The following is a 17,027-nucleotide window of genomic DNA, read 5'->3' as shown; positions in this document are numbered from 1 at the left end:
GCGACGTGGGGGTTGCGGCTGTGAACCTAGCGAGCCGTTGCCGCGCCGACAAGATGGTGGATAGGAAAGTTTCCTATTGCCTGGTCGGCCCGTGGTCGGTCAGTGGTCAGCCGGCGGTCAGCCAGCGGTAGACCAGCTCCGGGCGGCCGACCTGCCCGTACTGCGGCGCCCGCGCCGCGCGCCCCGCGTCGACCAGGTGCTCCAGATAGCGGCGCGCGGTGATCCGCGAGATCCCCACCGCCTCCGCCGTCGCGGCGGCGGAGATCCCGTCCCCGGCGGCGCGCAGGGTATCGGTCACGGCCTGGAGGGTGGCCGGGGTCAGCCCCTTCGGCAGCTCGGCCGGCTGCGGTGCGCGCAGCGCGGCCAGTGCGCGGTCCACCTCGTCCTGGCCGCTGGCCTCACCCACGCTCGCGCGGAATTCCGCGTAGCGCAGCAGCCGGTCCCGAAGCGTTGCGAATGTGAACGGCTTGAGGACGTACTGCACCACCCCGAGCGAGACGCCCTCGCGGACCACCGCCAGGTCACGGGCCGAGGTGACCGCGATCACGTCCGCGGTGTGACCTGTCGCACGCAGCGCGCGGAGCAGCTGCAGACCATGTCCATCGGGCAAATACAGATCCAGGAGCAACAGATCGGCGGGCGTGCGCTCCAGCAGGCGCTGCGCGTCGCCGCGCGTCCGCGCCACGCCGACGACCGAGAAGCCGGGGACCCGCTCCACATACATCCGGTGCGCGTCCGCGGCGACCGGGTCGTCCTCGACGACGAGGACCCGTATCGGGGCGGGCCGCGCCGGGTTCGCCTGCGACGGGCTCATCGGGCGGGTTCCTCTTCTTGGGCGGGTGGCTCTTGGGCGGGTTCCTGTGGGGTGGGTTCCTGTGGGGCGGGCTGCTTCGGGATGGCTTTTGTGAGGGGGGTCCCCGGTTCCGCGAGCGCGGCTTCTGTCAGCGGCATTCGGACCGTGAACTCCGCGCCGCCGTCCGGCGTCCGGGACACCTCGACCGTGCCGGAATTGCGCCGCACCGCCTGCTGTACGAGGGCGAGCCCCAGCCCCCGCCCCGCGGACTTGGTGCTCCAGCCGCGCCCGAAGGCCGCCTCGGCCGTCGCCGGGTCAAGCCCGGCGCCCGTATCGCTCACCCGCAGCGTCAGCTCGTCGGTGACGGCGCGCGCGGTGACCGTGACGCGGGCGCTGCGGGCCGCGCCGCGGCCGGCGCCCTCGGCGGCGGCGTCCGTCGCGTTGTCGATGAGGTTGCCGAGGATGGTGACCAGGTCGCGGGTCGGGAGGCCGGGCGGCAGCAGCCCGTCGTCGATACGGGTGTCGGGGGCGAGGACGAGCTCCACGCCGCGCTCATTGGCCTGGGCGGCCTTGCCCAGCAGCAGGGCGGCCAGCACCGGTTCGGCGACGGCCCCCACCACCTGGTCGGTCAGCGCCTGTGCCAGCTCCAGTTCGGCGGTCGCGAAGTCGACCGCCTCCTCGGCCCGCCCCAGCTCGATCAGCGAGACGACGGTGTGCAGCCGGTTGGCGGCCTCGTGCGCCTGGGAGCGCAGGGCCTCGGCGAAGCCGCGTACGGAGTCCAACTCGCCCGACAGCGCCTGGAGTTCGGTGTGGTCGCGCAGGGTGACGACCGTGCCGCGCTGCTCTCCGCTGCTGACCGGGGAGGTGTTGACGACCAGGACCCGCTGGGCGGTCAGATGCAGCTCGTCCACCCGTGGCTCGGCGGCCAGCAGGGCGCCGGTCAGCGACGGGGGCAGGCCGAGGTCGGAGACGTAGCGGCCGACCGAGTTCACAGAGTTCTCGGACAGGCCGAGCAGTTCCCGGCCGGCGTCGTTGATCAGCGCGATCCGCCGCCGCCCGTCGAGCATCAGCAGCCCTTCGCGTACGGCGTGCAGCGCGGCCTGGTGGTAGTCGTGCATCCGGCTCAGCTCGCCGGCGTTCATACCGTGGGTATGGCGGCGCAGCCGGGCGTTGATGACATAGGTGCCGATGCCGCCGATCGCCAGCGCGGCGAATGCGACGACGAACAGCGCCAGCATCTGGCGGCGCACCTGCGCGCTGATGGTGTCGACGGTGATGCCCGCGCTGACCAGCGCGGTGATCTCGCCCCCGGCCCGTGCGTCGCGCACCGGGGCCACCACGCGCACGGACGCGCCCAGGGTGCCGGTGTACGTCTCGTCGAAGATCCGGCCGTGCAGCGCGGGCCCGGTGTTGCCGAGGAACTTCTCCCCTATACGGGCCGGGTCGGGGTGGGTCCAGCGGATGCCCCGCGTATTCATGATGGTGACGAAGGCGACACCGGTGTCATGGCGCACCCGCTCCGCGTACGGCTGGAGCCGGGCGGTGGGGTCGTCGGACCGTACGGCCTCGGCGACCGTCGGCGAGTCGGCGACGGCGGTCGCGGCGGCGGTGGCCTGGCGGCGCGCGGACTCCTCCGCCTGGCTCCGGCCGGTGACATACGAGAAGACCGCGCACCCGGCGACCACGACGGCGACCAGGACCACCTGCATGGCGAACAGCTGGCCTGCCAGACTCCGGGGACGGGGGACGCGCATGCCACACAGTGTGCACATGGCCGTTTCGTGAACGAAATGAACGGAAGGGTGACCGCCATCACAGGCGGGGTGCATAGTCCTCGGGACCGTCCAGGGCGAAGTGCGAGCCGCACGACGCATCAGCCGGGACAGCTGGGCGGCAGAGCAGAAGGAGGCAGCACCGTGGCTGCGCAGACCTCGCCGCCGGATTCCGTGGGTACGGATGCCGGGCGGCCGAAGAAGGACCGGATTCACTTCCTCTACCTCGCGGTGATCGCCGCGGTGGCGCTCGGCATCCTGGTGGGCTTCGTCGCCCCCGACACCGCCGTCGAGCTCAAGCCGATCGGCACCGGCTTTGTGAATCTCATCAAGATGATGATCTCGCCGATCATCTTCTGCACGATCGTGCTCGGCGTCGGCTCGGTGCGGAAGGCCGCGAAGGTCGGCAAGGTCGGTGGCCTGGCGCTCGGCTACTTCCTGCTGATGTCGACCGTCGCGCTCGCCATCGGCCTGGTCGTCGGCAACATCATCGAGCCGGGCAGCGGGCTGCACCTGACCAACGAGGTGGCCCAGGCCGGACAGGGCCAGGCCAAGAACGCCGTCAGCGAGTCCCTTCCGGACTTCCTGCTCGGCATCATCCCGACCACGCTCGTCTCCGCCTTCACCGTTCCCGAGGTGCTGCAGACCCTGCTGATCGCGCTGCTGGTCGGCTTCGCGCTGCAGGCCATGGGCAAGAGCGGCGAGCCGATCCTGCGCGGGATCGGCCACATCCAGCGGCTGGTGTTCCGCGTGCTGTCCATGATCATGTGGGCGGCGCCGGTGGGTGCCTTCGGCGCGATCGCGGCGGTGGTCGGCGAGACGGGCGTGGACGCGCTGAAGTCGCTCGCCGTCATCATGATCGGCTTCTACATCACCTGTGCGCTGTTCGTGTTCCTCGTGCTCGGCACGATCCTGCGGCTGGTCGCCGGCGTGAGCATCTTCTCGCTGCTGAAGTACCTGGCGCGCGAGTTCCTGCTGATCGTGTCGACCTCGTCCTCGGAGTCCGCGCTGCCGCGCCTGATCGCCAAGATGGAGCACGCGGGCGTCAGCCAGCCCGTCGTGGGCATCACCGTGCCGACCGGCTACTCCTTCAACCTGGACGGCACCGCGATCTACCTGACCATGTCCTCGCTGTTCATCGCGGAGGCCATGGACAACCCGCTCTCGCTCGGCGAGCAGATATCCCTGCTGGCGTTCATGATCATCGCGTCGAAGGGCGCGGCGGGCGTGACCGGCGCGGGCATGGCCACGCTGGCCGGCGGTCTGCAGTCGCACCGGCCCGACCTGGTGGACGGCGTCGGCCTGATCGTCGGCATCGACCGCTTCATGAGCGAGGCGCGCGCGGTCACCAACTTCGCGGGCAACGCGGTCGCCACCGTCCTGGTCGGCACCTGGACCAAGGAGATCGACAAGGAGCGCATGCAGGAAGTGCTCGCCGGTCGGCTGCCGTTCGACGAGACGACGCTCGTCGACGACCACTCGCCGTACGGCGGGGACGACGCGGACGGCGACGCGAGCCCGGCGGTGCCGGAGCAGCGCGGCGGCTCGGGCACGGCGAAGGAGCACGCCTCCATCTGACCTGCCCCGCCCGCGCGGCACCCATCGCGCGCGGACATCGCGGCCCTGCCCTCCTGAATCGGGGCAGGGCCGCGCCCGTTCATCCCCCGGCCATTCATCCCCCCGCCTGTTCATCCCCTGCTCGAGAACCCCGCGGGCAAGTGCGCGACCCCCGTGGCCGACTCCGCGTGAACTCCTGGGACGAAGGGGAGGAACGGCGCGACCAACAGGGCGACCCCCATGACCGCCGTGGCGATCCGCCCCCAAAGAGGCATGAGCCCCCACCTCTCTTCCGGTTCTTTCGTACGGTCCACTTCACCGGCCCGGCGGTTGTTCGGCAGCCCAGTCGCCCCACGAAACAAAAGGAGTAGCGTCTGGGGCCGTACCAGGCCGTCAGGTGGGGAGATGGGGCATGGGCCGCAAGGAGAGCCCGCTGGATCCGAGCGCGGGCCCGGTCCAGCGTTTCGCGTACGAGCTGCGCAAGCTGCGGAGCGAGGCGGGCGGACCGACCTACCGGGCGATGGCGCAGCGGGTGCCGTACTCGCTCACCACGCTGTCCCGGGCCGCCGCGGGGGACCAACTCCCCTCGCTGCCGGTCACGCTCGCGTATGTGGAGGCGTGCGGCGGCGACCCGGCCGACCGGATCGCCTGGGAGGCGCGGTGGCGCGAGGTGGCGGAGGAGACCACCGGCATCCCCGCCGAGGACGACGACGCCACCCCGCCCTACCGCGGACTGGCCCGCTTCGAACCGGGCGACCACGAACGGTTCTTCGGGCGGGAACAGCTCGTAGCCGATCTGCTTGAGCTGGTCCGGGAGAGCAGGTTCGCCGCCGTCTTCGGCCCCTCGGGCAGCGGTAAGTCCTCACTGCTGCGGGCCGGCCTGATCCCGGCCCTGCGCGACGGCACGGCCGCGCCGTTACCCCGCCCGTCCGTGATCCGCGTCCTCACCCCCGGCGACCGCCCGCTCCGCACCCACGCCGACGCGCTCAGCCCGAACGGGGACGATGGGGACACCTGGCTGGTGATCGACCAGTTCGAGGAGGTCTTCACCCTCTGCCAGGACCCGGCCGAACGCGCCGGATTCATCGAACGCCTGCTGTCCGCCCAGGACGGCGACAGCCGACTGCGCGTGGTCATCGGCGTACGGGCCGACTTCTTCGGCCGCTGCGCCGAGCACCGGGAGCTGACAGCCGCACTGCGCGGCGCCACCTTGCTGGTCGGCACCATGGGGCGGGCGGAGCTGCGGGAGGCGATCGTCAAGCCGGCCGCGGCCGAAGGGCTGATCGTCGAACGGGCGCTGACCGCCAGGATCGTGGAGGAGGTCGTCGACGAACCCGGCGGCCTGCCCCTGATGTCCCACGCCCTGCTGGAGACCTGGCGCCGCCGCCGCAGCCGGGCGCTGACCGTGGAGGCGTACGAGGCGGCGGGCGGTGTGCATGGCGCGATCGCCCTGACCGCGGAGCGGGTGTACGAGGAGCTCAGCGAGCGGCAGGCGGAGGCCGCGCGGCGGATCATGCTCCGGCTGATCACACCGGGGGAGGGGGCCCAGGACACCCGGCGCCCGGTGGACCGGGAGGAGCTGGGGCTGGACTCCGGCTCAGATGATGCGGCTGATACGGCGCTCGTACTGGAACGCCTGGTGCGGTCGCGCCTGGTCACCCTCGACGAGGGCACGGTCGACCTCGCCCACGAGGCCCTGATCACCGCCTGGCCCCGGCTGCGCGGCTGGATCGACGAGGATCGCCAGCGGCTGCGCACCCACCGCAAGCTGACCGAGGCCGCCCGCACCTGGGAGGAGCTGGGACGGGATCCCGGCGCGCTCTACCGGGGCGCGCGGCTGGTGGAAGCGCGGGAGGCGTTCGAAGAGCCCGACGACTCGGCCGAACTCAGCGCCGTGGAGCGCGACTTCCTGGCCGCCAGCCGGGCCGCGGGCACGCGGGAGCGCCGACGGGTGCGTACGTTCGTGGGTGCGGTGGCGGTGCTGGTGGCGCTGGCGCTCGTGGCCGGGGTGGTGGCGTGGCAGCAGAACCGGGCGGGGGAGCAGCGGCGGGCGGAGGCGGTGTCCCGGCGGATCGCGTCCGTCGCGCAGAACATGCGGTACGCGGATCCGGTGACGGCGATGCGGCTGAGCGTGGCGGCGTGGAACATCAGCCACACGGTGGAGGCGAGAGCGGCGCTACTGGGGGCGATGGGGCAGCGCGAGCGGGACACGTTCACCGTCCCGGGAGGCGGCGCGTTCGAACAAGCGTTGCTGAGCGCTGACGGCCGTACGCTCGTGACCTCCGGGGAGCTGAACGGCCGGGTGGTCGGCTGGGACCTGGCCACCCACCGCCGGATCAGCTCCATCAAGACGAGCGACGAGACGGAGACCGCGACGGCCGTCTCCCCGGACGGGCGGCAGGTGGTGACGGAGGGGGTGAACGGGCGCCGACTGCGGGATCGCGCCTCCGGTCGGCCCATCGGCCCTCGCCTCGAATTCGGGGACGGGGAGGTCTCCTTCGGGCCGAGTGGACACACCCTTCTGGTGGGGGATGGGCACTGGCTCCAGCTGTGGGACATCCGGCACCGCCGCGTCCTGTTCCGGCGCCCCAGCGAGACGGAGCGGTCGGCGCTCAGCGCGGACGACCGGAGGGTGGCGCTGTGTGCGGACCGGGATGAGCTGGAGGTGTGGGATGTCCGCGCGCACCGCCGCATACGTACGCTCCCGGCTGCCGTCTCGCGTCCGGTCTGCGATCCGGACGCCGACGTCGACAGCGAGTTCACTCTCACACCGGACGGCCAAAGGCTGCTGATCTCCACCGCGAAGGGGGTCCGCGGCTGGGAGTTGGCCTCCGGAAAGGAACTGCCGGGCATTTCCCACTCCGGGCTCGGGTACCTCGCCCTCAGCCGCGACGGGCGGTTGCTGGCAGCCACGGATGACCAGGAGATCCTGGTGTGGCGGCTCGACAGCCCCGGGCGGCCGGTCTACCGGCATCCCCTGGCCGGTCGGCGGATCTCCGGTCTCCAACTGGACGCGGACCATGGGGTCATCCGGTACCAGGAGGGGGATGGCACGGCGAGCGACGCGGTGCGCACCCTCTACCTGGGCAGCGCCACAACGTCCGAGTGGGGGCCGAAGCAGGATGGCGAGGCCCTGTTCAGCCCCGACGCGAGCCTGATCGCGGAGGTGCGGACGTCGGGCGGGCGGAGACGGATCGAGCTGCGGCGCACCGGCGGCGGAGCGCCGGTCGCGGCCGCCCTGCCCTCGGCCGACTGCCGGACCACCGGCCAACCGGGGCACAAGGGCCAGTACTGCCTGCCGCTCATGGCGTTCAGCGCGGACGGGCGGACCTTCGCCTACGGGTTCGGCGAGCGGGACGCGGTCAACGGCCGGGCCCGGGCGGAGCGGGTTGCGGTGTGGGATGTGCGCAAGGGCCGTAAGACGGCCGACCTCGTTCTCACCCCGAAGGGCGCCGACGAGTCGGGCGTCGACTCGAACGCGCTGACGGAAGACGGAGCGGGCGTCGACTCGATCGCGCTGACGCCGGATGGCGGGACCGTGCTCGCCTACCGGCACCTTTCGGAGGCCCTGGAGCTCTGGGGAGTCCGCAGCCGCACCAAGGTGACGCGGCGGATGCCGGGGCTGGCGGAGTCCGTGGAGGTGGGGGGCTCGGGCGATTTCTGGTTGGCCTTCACCGACTCCTCCGCCCTGGCCGTGCGGCCCGACGGCCGGATGGTCATCACGGCGTCCGGGCAGCGCTTCACCCTCCCCTCTGGCCGTCCGGACCAGCTCACCCGTTCCCAGGACCCGGTCTACGCGCTGGCCTACCGCCCGGACGGTGAACAGCTGGCCCTCGGCACGGACTCGGGGCAGGTGACGCTGTGGGACGGCGGTGCCGAGCGGCGGCTGGGTGTTGTCGCCGGGACGCTCACCGGTGAGGGGCGGGAGAGCGCCGAGCCCGTGAAAGCCCTGGCCTACTCGCCCGACGGCAAGATCCTGGCCGTGGCGGGCGACAAGGGCACGGTGCGGCTGTGGGACACCGCGTCCGGCCTTCCGCTGGGATCCGTTCTGCTCACCGCGGGCGACAACATCCGGGCCCTGTCCTTCAGCGAGGACGGCAGAAACCTGCTGGTCGCGGGCGAACACGTACCGCTCCAGAGGATCGCCGTCGACCCCGGGCGCGTCACCACCGCTGTCTGCGAGCGCGCGGGCGGCGGTCTGCACCGCGCCGACTGGAAGACGTACATCCCCGAAGTCCCGTACCGCAAGGTGTGCTGAACGGGACCGTCATGGCGGGCGAACGAGATCCCGCGCCTCCCCCCGTGGAAGGCGCGGGCGCATAAGGGCGCTGACATCAGCGCACGTATCAGCGGGACATCAGCGGGAGTTAAGCGCTTACTGAAATTCGTACTGAAACCCGTACCGAAACCCGTACGGAATGCCGCTGTGCAAGCGCGTCAGCGTTCGCCGTCCACCGCGGGCCGCAGCTGCTCCGGGAGCGCGGTCCATTCGGGGCCGTCGTCCTGGGGCTTGATCCAGGCGACGTTTCCGCCAGTGTCGATATAGGCGACGCGGCCGATGGCCTCGCGCTCGATGTCGTACACGAGGTCGCCTATCCGAGGAAGGGTGCGAGTCTGTCCCGTAGCCGTCATGAGCTGCCCTTTCGCCATAGCGCTGCCTGTCGGCGCGGATCTGGCCGCCTCGGCCTTGTAGCCGGCCGCCCCGAGGAAACCAACCGCGAGGAGTCCGGCTGCCAGGGCCCGGTTGTACCGGCCGCTTGGTCTGCGCGGTCCGGCCGGTCCGGCGGTATTCGATACGCGGATCAAGCCCCCCATGTCGCCCCCGCTGTCTGGGTACAGAGGGCTCCCCGTTACCGCGGGCTCCCCATCCAGCGGGGTATGCGCCGGACGTGAGCGTGGGTGCGCCGCGGCGCCCTCATTGCCCGTAGGGTGCAATGCGGAGCTGATGTCTCGCTGATGCGGCGCTGACCTGTCCCTGTGGGTAGGCTGCGAGATGGCCGCAGGGAATCTCAGGTACCGACGGGGGAAGCGCGTGCACGGGACCGAGTTTCGTCTGCTGGGCCCGGTCGGTATATGGCAGGGCGAGCAGGGACTCGGCCCGACCGCCGCCCAGCAGCGATCCGTCCTGGCGATGCTGTTGCTGGAGCCGGGGCGAGTGGTCTCCGTGGACCGGCTGGTGATGGCCGTATGGGGAGAGGACCCGCCGGGGTCCGCGCGCAACGCCGTACAGGTCCAGATATCCAAACTGCGCAGGATCCTGGCCGCGCTGGCCGACACCGAGCTGTCCACCTCCGCACAAGGGTACTGCCTCACCGTCGACCAGGAGCGGGTGGACCTGCACCGTTTCCGGGAGTTGGTGCGCGAGGCGCGGACGGTCGGCGACGGCCCGGCCGGTGAGCTGCTGCACGCGGCGCTCCAGCTGTGGCGCGGCCCCGCGCTCGCGGATGTCGCGGGCGGCTGGCTGCCCGAGACCGTCGGGACGGGCCTCGAGGAGGAGCGGCGCGCGGTGGTGGAGGAGTGCGCCGCGATCGATCTGCGCTCCGGGCGGCACCAGGAGGCGGCCGCCGTGTTGTCCCCTCTGGTGGCGGAGCACCCGCTGCGGGAGCGGTCGGTGGGCCTGCTGATGGAGGCGCTGAGCCGGAGCGGCCGGCGGGCCGACGCGCTCGCGCTCTTCCGCAGTACGCGGCAGCGGTACGTCGACGAACTGGGCATCGAGCCGGGGGACGACCTGCAGCGGCTGCACCGGAAGGTGCTGGACGCGCAGCCGGCGGGGGCGGACCGGGCGGGTCTGGCTCTGGCGGGCGCGGATTCGGCCCCGACAGCCGCGGACCCAACGCCCGCCCCAGCTGCCGCAGCCCCGGCCCCAGCTGCCGTTGCCCCCACGGCGGTCGTGGCTCCAGCCACACCGGCCCCAGCTGCCACAGCCCCAGCTACCGCCGCCCCGCCCCCATCCGCCCCGCCCCCATCCGCCCCGCAGGACACCTCCTCCGAGCCCCCCTCCGAGTCCCCACCGGCCGCCGAGGTCGCCGTACCGCAGCAACTCCCCGCCGATGTCGTCCACTTCACCGGGCGGGAGCGGGAGCTGGCCGGGCTCGACGCGCTGCTGCGGCCCGCGCCCGGGGCCGGGGCTGGATCCCCAACCGGGCGGGTGCCCACCGCGGCGGTCATCTCCGTGATCGCGGGCAGTGGCGGCCTCGGCAAGACCACCCTGGCCGTGCACTGGGCCCATCGGGTCTGCGACCGCTTCCCCGACGGTCAGCTGTATGTGAACCTCCGCGGCTTCGGCCCGACCGGCTCGGCGATGACCCCCTCCGAGGCGGTACGGGGCTTTCTGGACGCCTTCCAGGTGCCCGCGCACCGGATACCGGCCACCGTGGAGGCCCAAACCGCCCTCTACCGCAGCCTGTTGGCAGGCCGCCGGGTGCTGATCCTGCTGGACAACGCGCGCGACGCCGACCAGGTCCGCCCCCTGCTGCCCGGGGCGCCCGGCTGTCTGGTGCTGCTGACCAGCCGTAACGAGCTCACCGGGCTGGTCGTCGCGGAGCAGGCCCAGCCGCTGCCGCTGGATCTGCTCGACCGGGCCGAGGCGCGCGAACTGCTCGCCCGCAGGCTGGGTTCCGAGCGGGTGGCGGCCGAGCCGGAGGCGGTGGAGGACGTCATCACGGTGTGCGCGGGGCTGCCCTTGGCGCTGGCCATCGTCGCCGCCCGCGCGGCCACTCACCCCGGCTTCTCCCTCGAAGCTCTTGCCCGCGAGCTGCACGACGCCCGCGGCAGCCTGGACGCGTTCGACGGCGGTGACGCCACGACCGACGTCCGGGCGGTGTTCTCGTGGTCGTACCACACCCTGGGCACCGACGCCGCCCGGCTGTTCCGGCTGCTGGGCGTGCACCCCGGCCCGGACATCTCGGCCGCCGCCGTGGCCAGCCTGATGGGGTTGCCCGTGCCGCAGGCCCGGCGGCTGCTGCTCCAGCTGACCCGGGCCCATCTGCTCACCGAGCGCAGCCCGGGCCAGTACGCGCTGCACGACCTGCTGCGCGCCTACGCCACCGAGCTGGCCGACGCGTACGACTCCGAGGACGACCGGCGCGCCGCGCTGCACCGCACCCTCGACCACTATCTGCACACCGCCGTCGCCGCCGGCCGGGTGTTCACCCCGCAGCGCACGCCCCTCACCCTCCCCGCCGCGCAGCCCGGCGTCTGCACCGAGTCGTTCGCCGATTACGGCGAGGCGCTGACCTGGTTCACCGCCGAACACCATGTGCTGGTCGCCGCGCAACAGCAGGCGGCGGAGAGCGGTTTCGAGCCCCACGCCTGGCGGCTGGCCTGGTCGCTCGCCGAGTTCCTGGACCAGCTCGGACACTGGCACGACCAGGGCGTAGTACACGCTGTGGCCCTCGACGCGGCGCGGCGTGCGGACAACCTGGCCGGGCAGGCGCACGCGCACCACGGCCTCGGCCTCGCCGATCTGCGGATGGCCCAGTACGACCGGGCCCGCGACCACCTGATGTGCGCCCTGGACCTGCACGGCAAGACCGGCAACCCGGCCGGCCAGGCACTCATCCACGTCGCGCTCAACCTGGCGGGCGAGCGGCAGGGCCGCCACGAGGAGGGGCTGTACCACGCGCAGCGCACCCTTGAGCTGTACCGCGAGGTCGGCCAGCGCAGCGGGGAGGCGTACGCGCTGAACAACGTCGGCTGGGCGTACGCCATGGTCGGCCAGTACCAGCAGACCCTGGTCCACTGCGAGAAGGCGCTGCGGATGCTGCAGCAGGCGCACGACGGGCGGGGCGCCTCCGCCGCCTGGGACAGCCTCGGCTACGCCCACCACCGCCTCGGCGACCACGAGCAGGCCATCGTCTGCTACCGCAACGCCGTGGACCTGCGCCGCGAGCGCGGCGAGCGGGTCAGGGCGGCCGAGACCATGTACCGCCTGGGCAGCGCCCAGCTGGCCGCCGACGATGTCCCCGGCGCCCGGGAGACCTGGCGGCAGACCCTGACCATGTTCGACGCCCTCGGCCACCCGGACGCCGGCCGGGTCCGCGAGGAACTCGGCCGGCTCGGGTGATCTAGCAGCACCTGATGACGGGGGCGGCGGTCGCCGTCGTCGCCGTGATGCCGGACGCCGCGACGAGACCGCCCGCGATGAGCGCGATGGAGAGCGCCTTCAAGATCCGCTGTTTCATGTGGTCCTCCTGACTTCCGCTGTTGCTCGGTCGTACGGAAGCGAGTACAGCGGCGGTGCGATTGTTCGGCGACCTGTTCCACCGCGCGGAACAAAGATGGGACGCCGTGTGCGTAACCTCAGGAGTGCGGCTCGGTGAAGATCTCGATGGGGCACCGGGCTCGGCCGGCGCGTCCGATTCTGGCGTCGCTCGTGATCAGCGGGGGCAGCAGGGCGAAGGAGTCCCATGCCGCGTCGAGTTCGGCATCGGTCAGCTTCCCGCCGCGATGGCGCCCACGCAGCGCGGAGGCGATCTGGGGCGGCTCTCATCTTGAGCTCGGCAAGTGCCTCGTCGGACAGATCCCGGACATGGAGAGTAGCCATGCCGGAAATAGTTCATGCGTGTTCAGCGACCGCCGGGACGGCCCGGTGTCGTCCCGGCGGCCTGCATGTCGTACCTCTGTCGAAGCTGCCTTCCGCTCAGCCGAACGGAATCCGCACGTACGACTGGTTGCCCGTCCCCAGCGTGCTGGTGCCGTTGCCGATGGCGTTCCAGACCTCCACCCGTACCTTCCCGTTGCTCAGGTTCCCGAGCGAGCCGGTGGCGGACTTCAGCCCGCGGGCCTGGGTGTAGTGCTCATAGCCCGCGACGGGGTCGGTGGCGAAGTACTGGTAGGTCTCGGTGCGGTCCCAGCTGCCGTCGCCGGTCAGGTCGTAGGAGATGCGGACCTGCTGGCCGTTGGCCACGGTGGTGCCCGCGTCCACGAACAGGTCGAACTGCGTGGCGCCGCCGCTGTAGGTGGCGTTCAGCCCGGAGGCGAGGAAGGTCTGCGGCTGGTAGGGCGTGCCGTCGTGGTTGGTGCCGCCCGCCGAGGGCAGCGTCGCGGTGGACGCGGAGGAGGACGCGGCGCCGAGGGCCCCGCCGCTGCCCAGGTAGCGGGTGGCGGAGCCGGACGGGGGATCGGTGGGCGGGTCGGTGGTGCCGCCGCCGCGGGTCCAGACGGCGACGTAGTCGACGAGCATGGGGTGGCCGGGGTCGGTGGCCGCGGTGGGGGTGGCCGAGCCGTGGACGCCGTCGGGGAAGGCACCGCCGATCGCGACGTTCAGCAGGATGAAGTAGCCGGCGTGGTCGGTCATGTTCGACCAGGTGGCGGCGTCGACGCTGTTCTGGCTGACGCTGTGGAACTGCTGGTCGTCCACGTACCAGCGCAGCTGGTTGGGCGTGGTGGAACGGTCCCACTCGAAGCGGTACGTGTGGAAGGCGGACTGGCAGCTCGCGCCGGGGCAGGCGCGGCTGGCGCCGACGCCGGTGGTCTCGTTGCAGGGTCCGCCCGGGTTGACGCCGCAGTGGAGCACCCCCCAGACGGAGTTGATGCCGTTGACGTTCTCCATGATGTCGAACTCGCCGATGCCGGGCCAGTTCCAGTAGTTGCCCCGGTACGGACTGCCGAGCGCCCAGAACGCGGGCCAGTAGCCGAGCGCGGCGTTGCCGGTGACGTTGGGCATCTGGATACGGCTCTCGACGCGCAGCACACCGCCCGCCGGGGCCTTGAAGTCGGCGCGCTGGGTCTCGATACGGGCCGAGGTCCAGTTGCCCGCGCCGTCGCGGAGCGGGGTGATGCGGAGGTTGCCGCTGCCGTCGAGGCTGAGGTTGCTGGTGGAGTTGGTGTAGTTCTGGACCTCTCCGGTGCCCCAGTTGCCGGGGCCGCCGGGGTAGGAATGGCCGGTGTCTATCTGCCAGTTGGCGGAGGACGGCAGCGTGTTCGCGGAGCCCTTGAAGTCATCGCTCCACTGCAGGTTCCAGCCGGCGGCGGGCGGCACGTCACCCCGCGCGGGCGAGGTGCCGAAGAGCGTGGCGAGGGCCGCCAGCGCGAGCGCGGCGACGGCCAGTGCTGCGGTGAGGGGTGAGGTGAGGGGTGCCCTGGGTCTGGGTCTGGTACTCGTGCGTGTGCTCACGGGGACGACCTCCAGGAGGTGTGTGGGGGTGTGAGAGCGCTCTCACGTTTATGTAGGTGCACACGGGAAGGGCGTCAATGGCTCGTGCGTGTTGGTTTGCCGGCGGGGTTCCTGACGCGCGTAGGTACCGTCAGGCCGGCCCCAGCCAGATCGTGGCCAGCGGTGGCAGCACCGGCAGGATGCTCGCGGGCCGCCCGTGCCAGGCGGTGGGTTCGGCCTTGAGCGGTTCCGGGTTGCCGACGCCGCTGCCGCCGTAGCGGCCGTCGTCGGTGTTCAGCACCTCGCGCCACAGCGGGATGTGGTCCGGGACGCCGATGCGGTAGTCATGGCGTACGACGGGCGAGAAGTTGCTGATGGCCAGCAGCGGAGAGCCGTCCGCGGCGAAGCGCAGGAAGGCGAAGACGTTGTCCTCGCGCGCGTCGCCCTCGACCCAGGCGAACCCCTCCGGGACGGTGTCCCGCTGCCACAGCGCGGGCGTGGCCAGGTACACCTGGTTCAGCTCGCGGACCAGGTCGCGTACGCCGCGGTGGTCGGGCTCGGCGGAGTACGAGGGGTCGAGCAGCCACCAGTCCGGGCCGTGGCTCTCCGACCATTCGGCGCCCTGGGCGAACTCCTGCCCCATGAAGAGGAGTTGCTTGCCCGGGTGTGCCCACATGAAGCCCAGGTACGCGCGGTGGTCGGCGCGCCGCTGCCACCAGTCGCCGGGCATCTTCGACACCAGCGACCGCTTGCCGTGCACCACCTCGTCATGGGAGATGGGCAGCACATAGTTCTCGCTGTACGCGTACACCATCGAGAAGGTCATCTCATGGTGGTGGTACTTGCGGTGCACCGGCTCATGGCCGATGTAGCCCAGCGAATCGTGCATCCACCCCATGTTCCACTTCAGCCCGAAGCCGAGGCCGCCGAAGCCGCTGGGGCCCACATGGTGGGTGGCGCGGGTGACGCCGTCCCAGGCGGTGGACTCCTCGGCGATGGTCAGCGCGCCGGGGCAGCGGCGGTAGACGGTCGCGTTCATCTCCTGCAGAAACGCGACGGCGTCCAGGTTCTCCCGGCCGCCGTGGGCATTGGGCGTCCACTGGCCCGGCTCGCGGGAGTAGTCGAGGTAGAGCATGGAGGCCACGGCGTCCACCCGCAGGCCGTCCACATGGAACTCCTCGCACCAGTACACGGCGTTCGCCACCAGGAAGTTGCGCACCTCCGTGCGGCCGTAGTCGAACTCCAGCGTGCCCCAGTCCGGATGCGCGGCCCGGGCCGGGTCGGGGGGTTCGTACAGCGGTCTGCCGTCGAACTCGGCCAGCGCCCACTCGTCCCGCGGGAAGTGCGCGGGCACCCAGTCGACCAGCACCCCGATGCCCGCCTGGTGCAGGGCGTCGATTAGATACTTGAAGTCGTCGGGGGTGCCGAGGCGGGCGGTGGGCGCGTAGAAGCCGGTGACCTGGTAGCCCCATGAGCCGCCGAAGGGGTGCTCGGCCACCGGCATCAGCTCGACATGGGTGAAGCCGAGGTCCTTGACGTACGCGGGAAGCTGGTCGGCCAGCTGGCGGTAGGTCAGGCCGGGGCGCCACGAGGGAAGATGCACCTCGTACACCGAGAACGGCGACTCGTGCACGCGCTGCCCCGCCCGGCGGGCCAGCCACGCCTCGTCGCGCCACTCGTGGTGGGAGGTGTGCACGATCGAGGCGGTGGCGGGCGGACACTCGGTGCGGCGCGCCATCGGGTCGGCGCGCAGGGTGTGGCTTCCGTCCGGGCGGGTGATGTCGAACTTGTACACCGCACCCTCGCCCACGCCGGGCAGGAACAGCTCCCATACGCCGCTGCCGCCCAGCGAGCGCATCGGGCAGGCCGTACCGTCCCAGTAGTTGAAGTCCCCGGCCACGCGCACACCACGCGCGTCCGGCGCCCACACCGTGAACCGCGTCCCGGCCACGCCCTGGTGCGTCATCGGATGCGCGCCCAGCGCGCGCCACAGCTCCTCGTGGCGGCCCTCGCCGATCAGGTGCAGATCCAGTTCGCCGAGGGCGGGGAGGAAGCGGTACGGGTCGTGGTGCGGGGCCGCGCCGCTGCCGTACGCCCCGTTCTGGTACTCCCCGTTCTCGTAGTCGACCAGCAGCCGGTAGTCGGGGATCTCCCGGAGCGGGAGCACCCCGGAGAACAGCCCGTCCCCCTCGGGGCGCAATTGCGCGCGCAGCCCGGTGGCGGTCACGGCCACGGACCGGGCGTACGGGCGCAGCGCGCGGAAGAGGATTCCGCCGCGCACGGGGTGGGCGCCGAGGAGGGCGTGCGGATCGTGGTGGGAGCCGGAGAGCAGCCGCTCCCGGTCGGTGTCCCCGAGCGGCGCCGCGGCGAGCACCCCCCCGCCGCCGGGAGGCGCGGCCTCGGGGCGTGGTGCGGTCTCGGCGCGCGGTGGGTCGGTGGGGGCGGGGCTCGGGCCGGCGCTCGGGCTGTGGCCTGGCCTGGGGGCCCGCGGGGTGGGCGGCGCGGTGTACGAGGAGCGGGACATGGGGCCGTCTCCGGGGCCGTGCGCGGCGGCCCGGTGGGCGGCGGGCCGGTCGGGGTCCGGGCGGAAGGTGGCCGGCACGGGCGAGGGCGGCTCATACGAAGGCGCGTCGGACGAGGGCGGGCCGGACGGAGGCGGGCCGGACAGCGGCGGGTCATGCGGCGGCAGGTCGTGCGGGGGTGGGCCGGACGAAGGCGGATCATGCGGCGGCGGATCGGACGGTGGCGGGTCGTGTGGGGGCCGGTCGGACGGCGAACGTGCGGTCACGGGGGTGTCCTCCCAGGGGGC

General features: G+C 72.2%; 8 protein-coding genes. 3 read left to right on the top strand and 5 right to left on the bottom strand.

All coding sequences use genetic code 11. The annotated features are described in order from the left end of the window. Nucleotides 1–106: 106 nt before the first annotated feature. Nucleotides 107–814, bottom strand: a complete 708-nt coding sequence (locus ACH4U7_RS31915) for a response regulator (RefSeq protein WP_398531245.1) — start codon at nt 812–814, stop codon at nt 107–109. Next, nucleotides 811–2,547 (bottom strand): ATP-binding protein, encoded by a 1,737-nt coding sequence (locus tag ACH4U7_RS31910; protein WP_398531244.1) that lies wholly within the window; start codon nt 2,545–2,547, stop codon nt 811–813. Before ACH4U7_RS31910 ends, ACH4U7_RS31915 begins: the two co-directional genes overlap by 4 nt. Nucleotides 2,548–2,709: 162 nt before the next feature. Between ACH4U7_RS31910 and ACH4U7_RS31905 the strand changes: the two genes are divergently transcribed. Together ACH4U7_RS31905 and ACH4U7_RS31900 are read left to right on the top strand one after the other, a co-directional pair. Next, on the top strand, nt 2,710–4,143 hold the full coding sequence (locus ACH4U7_RS31905) for a cation:dicarboxylate symporter family transporter (RefSeq protein ID WP_398531243.1): 1,434 nt from the start codon (nt 2,710–2,712) through the stop codon (nt 4,141–4,143). 391 nt (nt 4,144–4,534) lie between these two features. Further along, complete coding sequence (locus tag ACH4U7_RS31900; protein ID WP_398531242.1) at nt 4,535–8,380, top strand: DNA-binding protein; 3,846 nt, start codon at nt 4,535–4,537, stop codon at nt 8,378–8,380. A 179-nt stretch (nt 8,381–8,559) separates the two neighbouring features. Here the strand turns inward: ACH4U7_RS31900 and ACH4U7_RS31895 are convergent, their stop codons facing one another. Continuing rightward, nucleotides 8,560–8,754: a hypothetical protein gene (locus ACH4U7_RS31895; protein ID WP_385615864.1), complete on the bottom strand. Its 195-nt coding sequence runs from the start codon at nt 8,752–8,754 to the stop codon at nt 8,560–8,562. Nucleotides 8,755–9,154: 400 nt separating this feature from the next. Here ACH4U7_RS31895 and ACH4U7_RS31890 point away from each other — a divergent pair, with 400 nt between their 5' ends. Next, nucleotides 9,155–12,187, top strand: coding sequence for an AfsR/SARP family transcriptional regulator (locus ACH4U7_RS31890; RefSeq protein WP_398531241.1), 3,033 nt, complete (start codon nt 9,155–9,157; stop codon nt 12,185–12,187). Between the two features lie 576 nt (nt 12,188–12,763). Here the strand turns inward: ACH4U7_RS31890 and ACH4U7_RS31885 are convergent. Both ACH4U7_RS31885 and glgB read right to left on the bottom strand, forming a co-directional pair. Then, nucleotides 12,764–14,239 carry a glycoside hydrolase family 16 protein gene (locus ACH4U7_RS31885; protein ID WP_398531240.1) on the bottom strand — a complete coding sequence of 492 codons (1,476 nt, stop codon included), beginning with the start codon at nt 14,237–14,239 and terminating at the stop codon, nt 12,764–12,766. Nucleotides 14,240–14,369: 130 nt separating this feature from the next. Then, nucleotides 14,370–17,006, bottom strand: a complete 2,637-nt coding sequence (gene glgB / locus ACH4U7_RS31880) for a 1,4-alpha-glucan branching enzyme (protein WP_398531239.1) — start codon at nt 17,004–17,006, stop codon at nt 14,370–14,372. Between the last annotated feature and the right edge of the window lie 21 nt (nt 17,007–17,027).

It is taken from the genome of Streptomyces sp. NPDC020845 (assembly GCF_044334165.1).
In the GTDB taxonomy this organism is placed as follows: Bacteria; Actinomycetota; Actinomycetes; order Streptomycetales; family Streptomycetaceae; genus Streptomyces.
This window is presented reverse-complemented; position numbering and strand designations above follow the sequence as displayed.

Coding starts and splice junctions, on each gene's coding strand:
- ACH4U7_RS31915 (WP_398531245.1), bottom strand. CDS start 814: ATGAGCCCGTCGCAGGCGAACCCGGCGCGGCCCGCCCCGATACGGGTC.
- ACH4U7_RS31910 (WP_398531244.1), bottom strand. CDS start 2,547: ATGCGCGTCCCCCGTCCCCGGAGTCTGGCAGGCCAGCTGTTCGCCATG.
- ACH4U7_RS31900 (WP_398531242.1), top strand. CDS start 4,535: ATGGGCCGCAAGGAGAGCCCGCTGGATCCGAGCGCGGGCCCGGTCCAG.
- ACH4U7_RS31895 (WP_385615864.1), bottom strand. CDS start 8,754: ATGACGGCTACGGGACAGACTCGCACCCTTCCTCGGATAGGCGACCTC.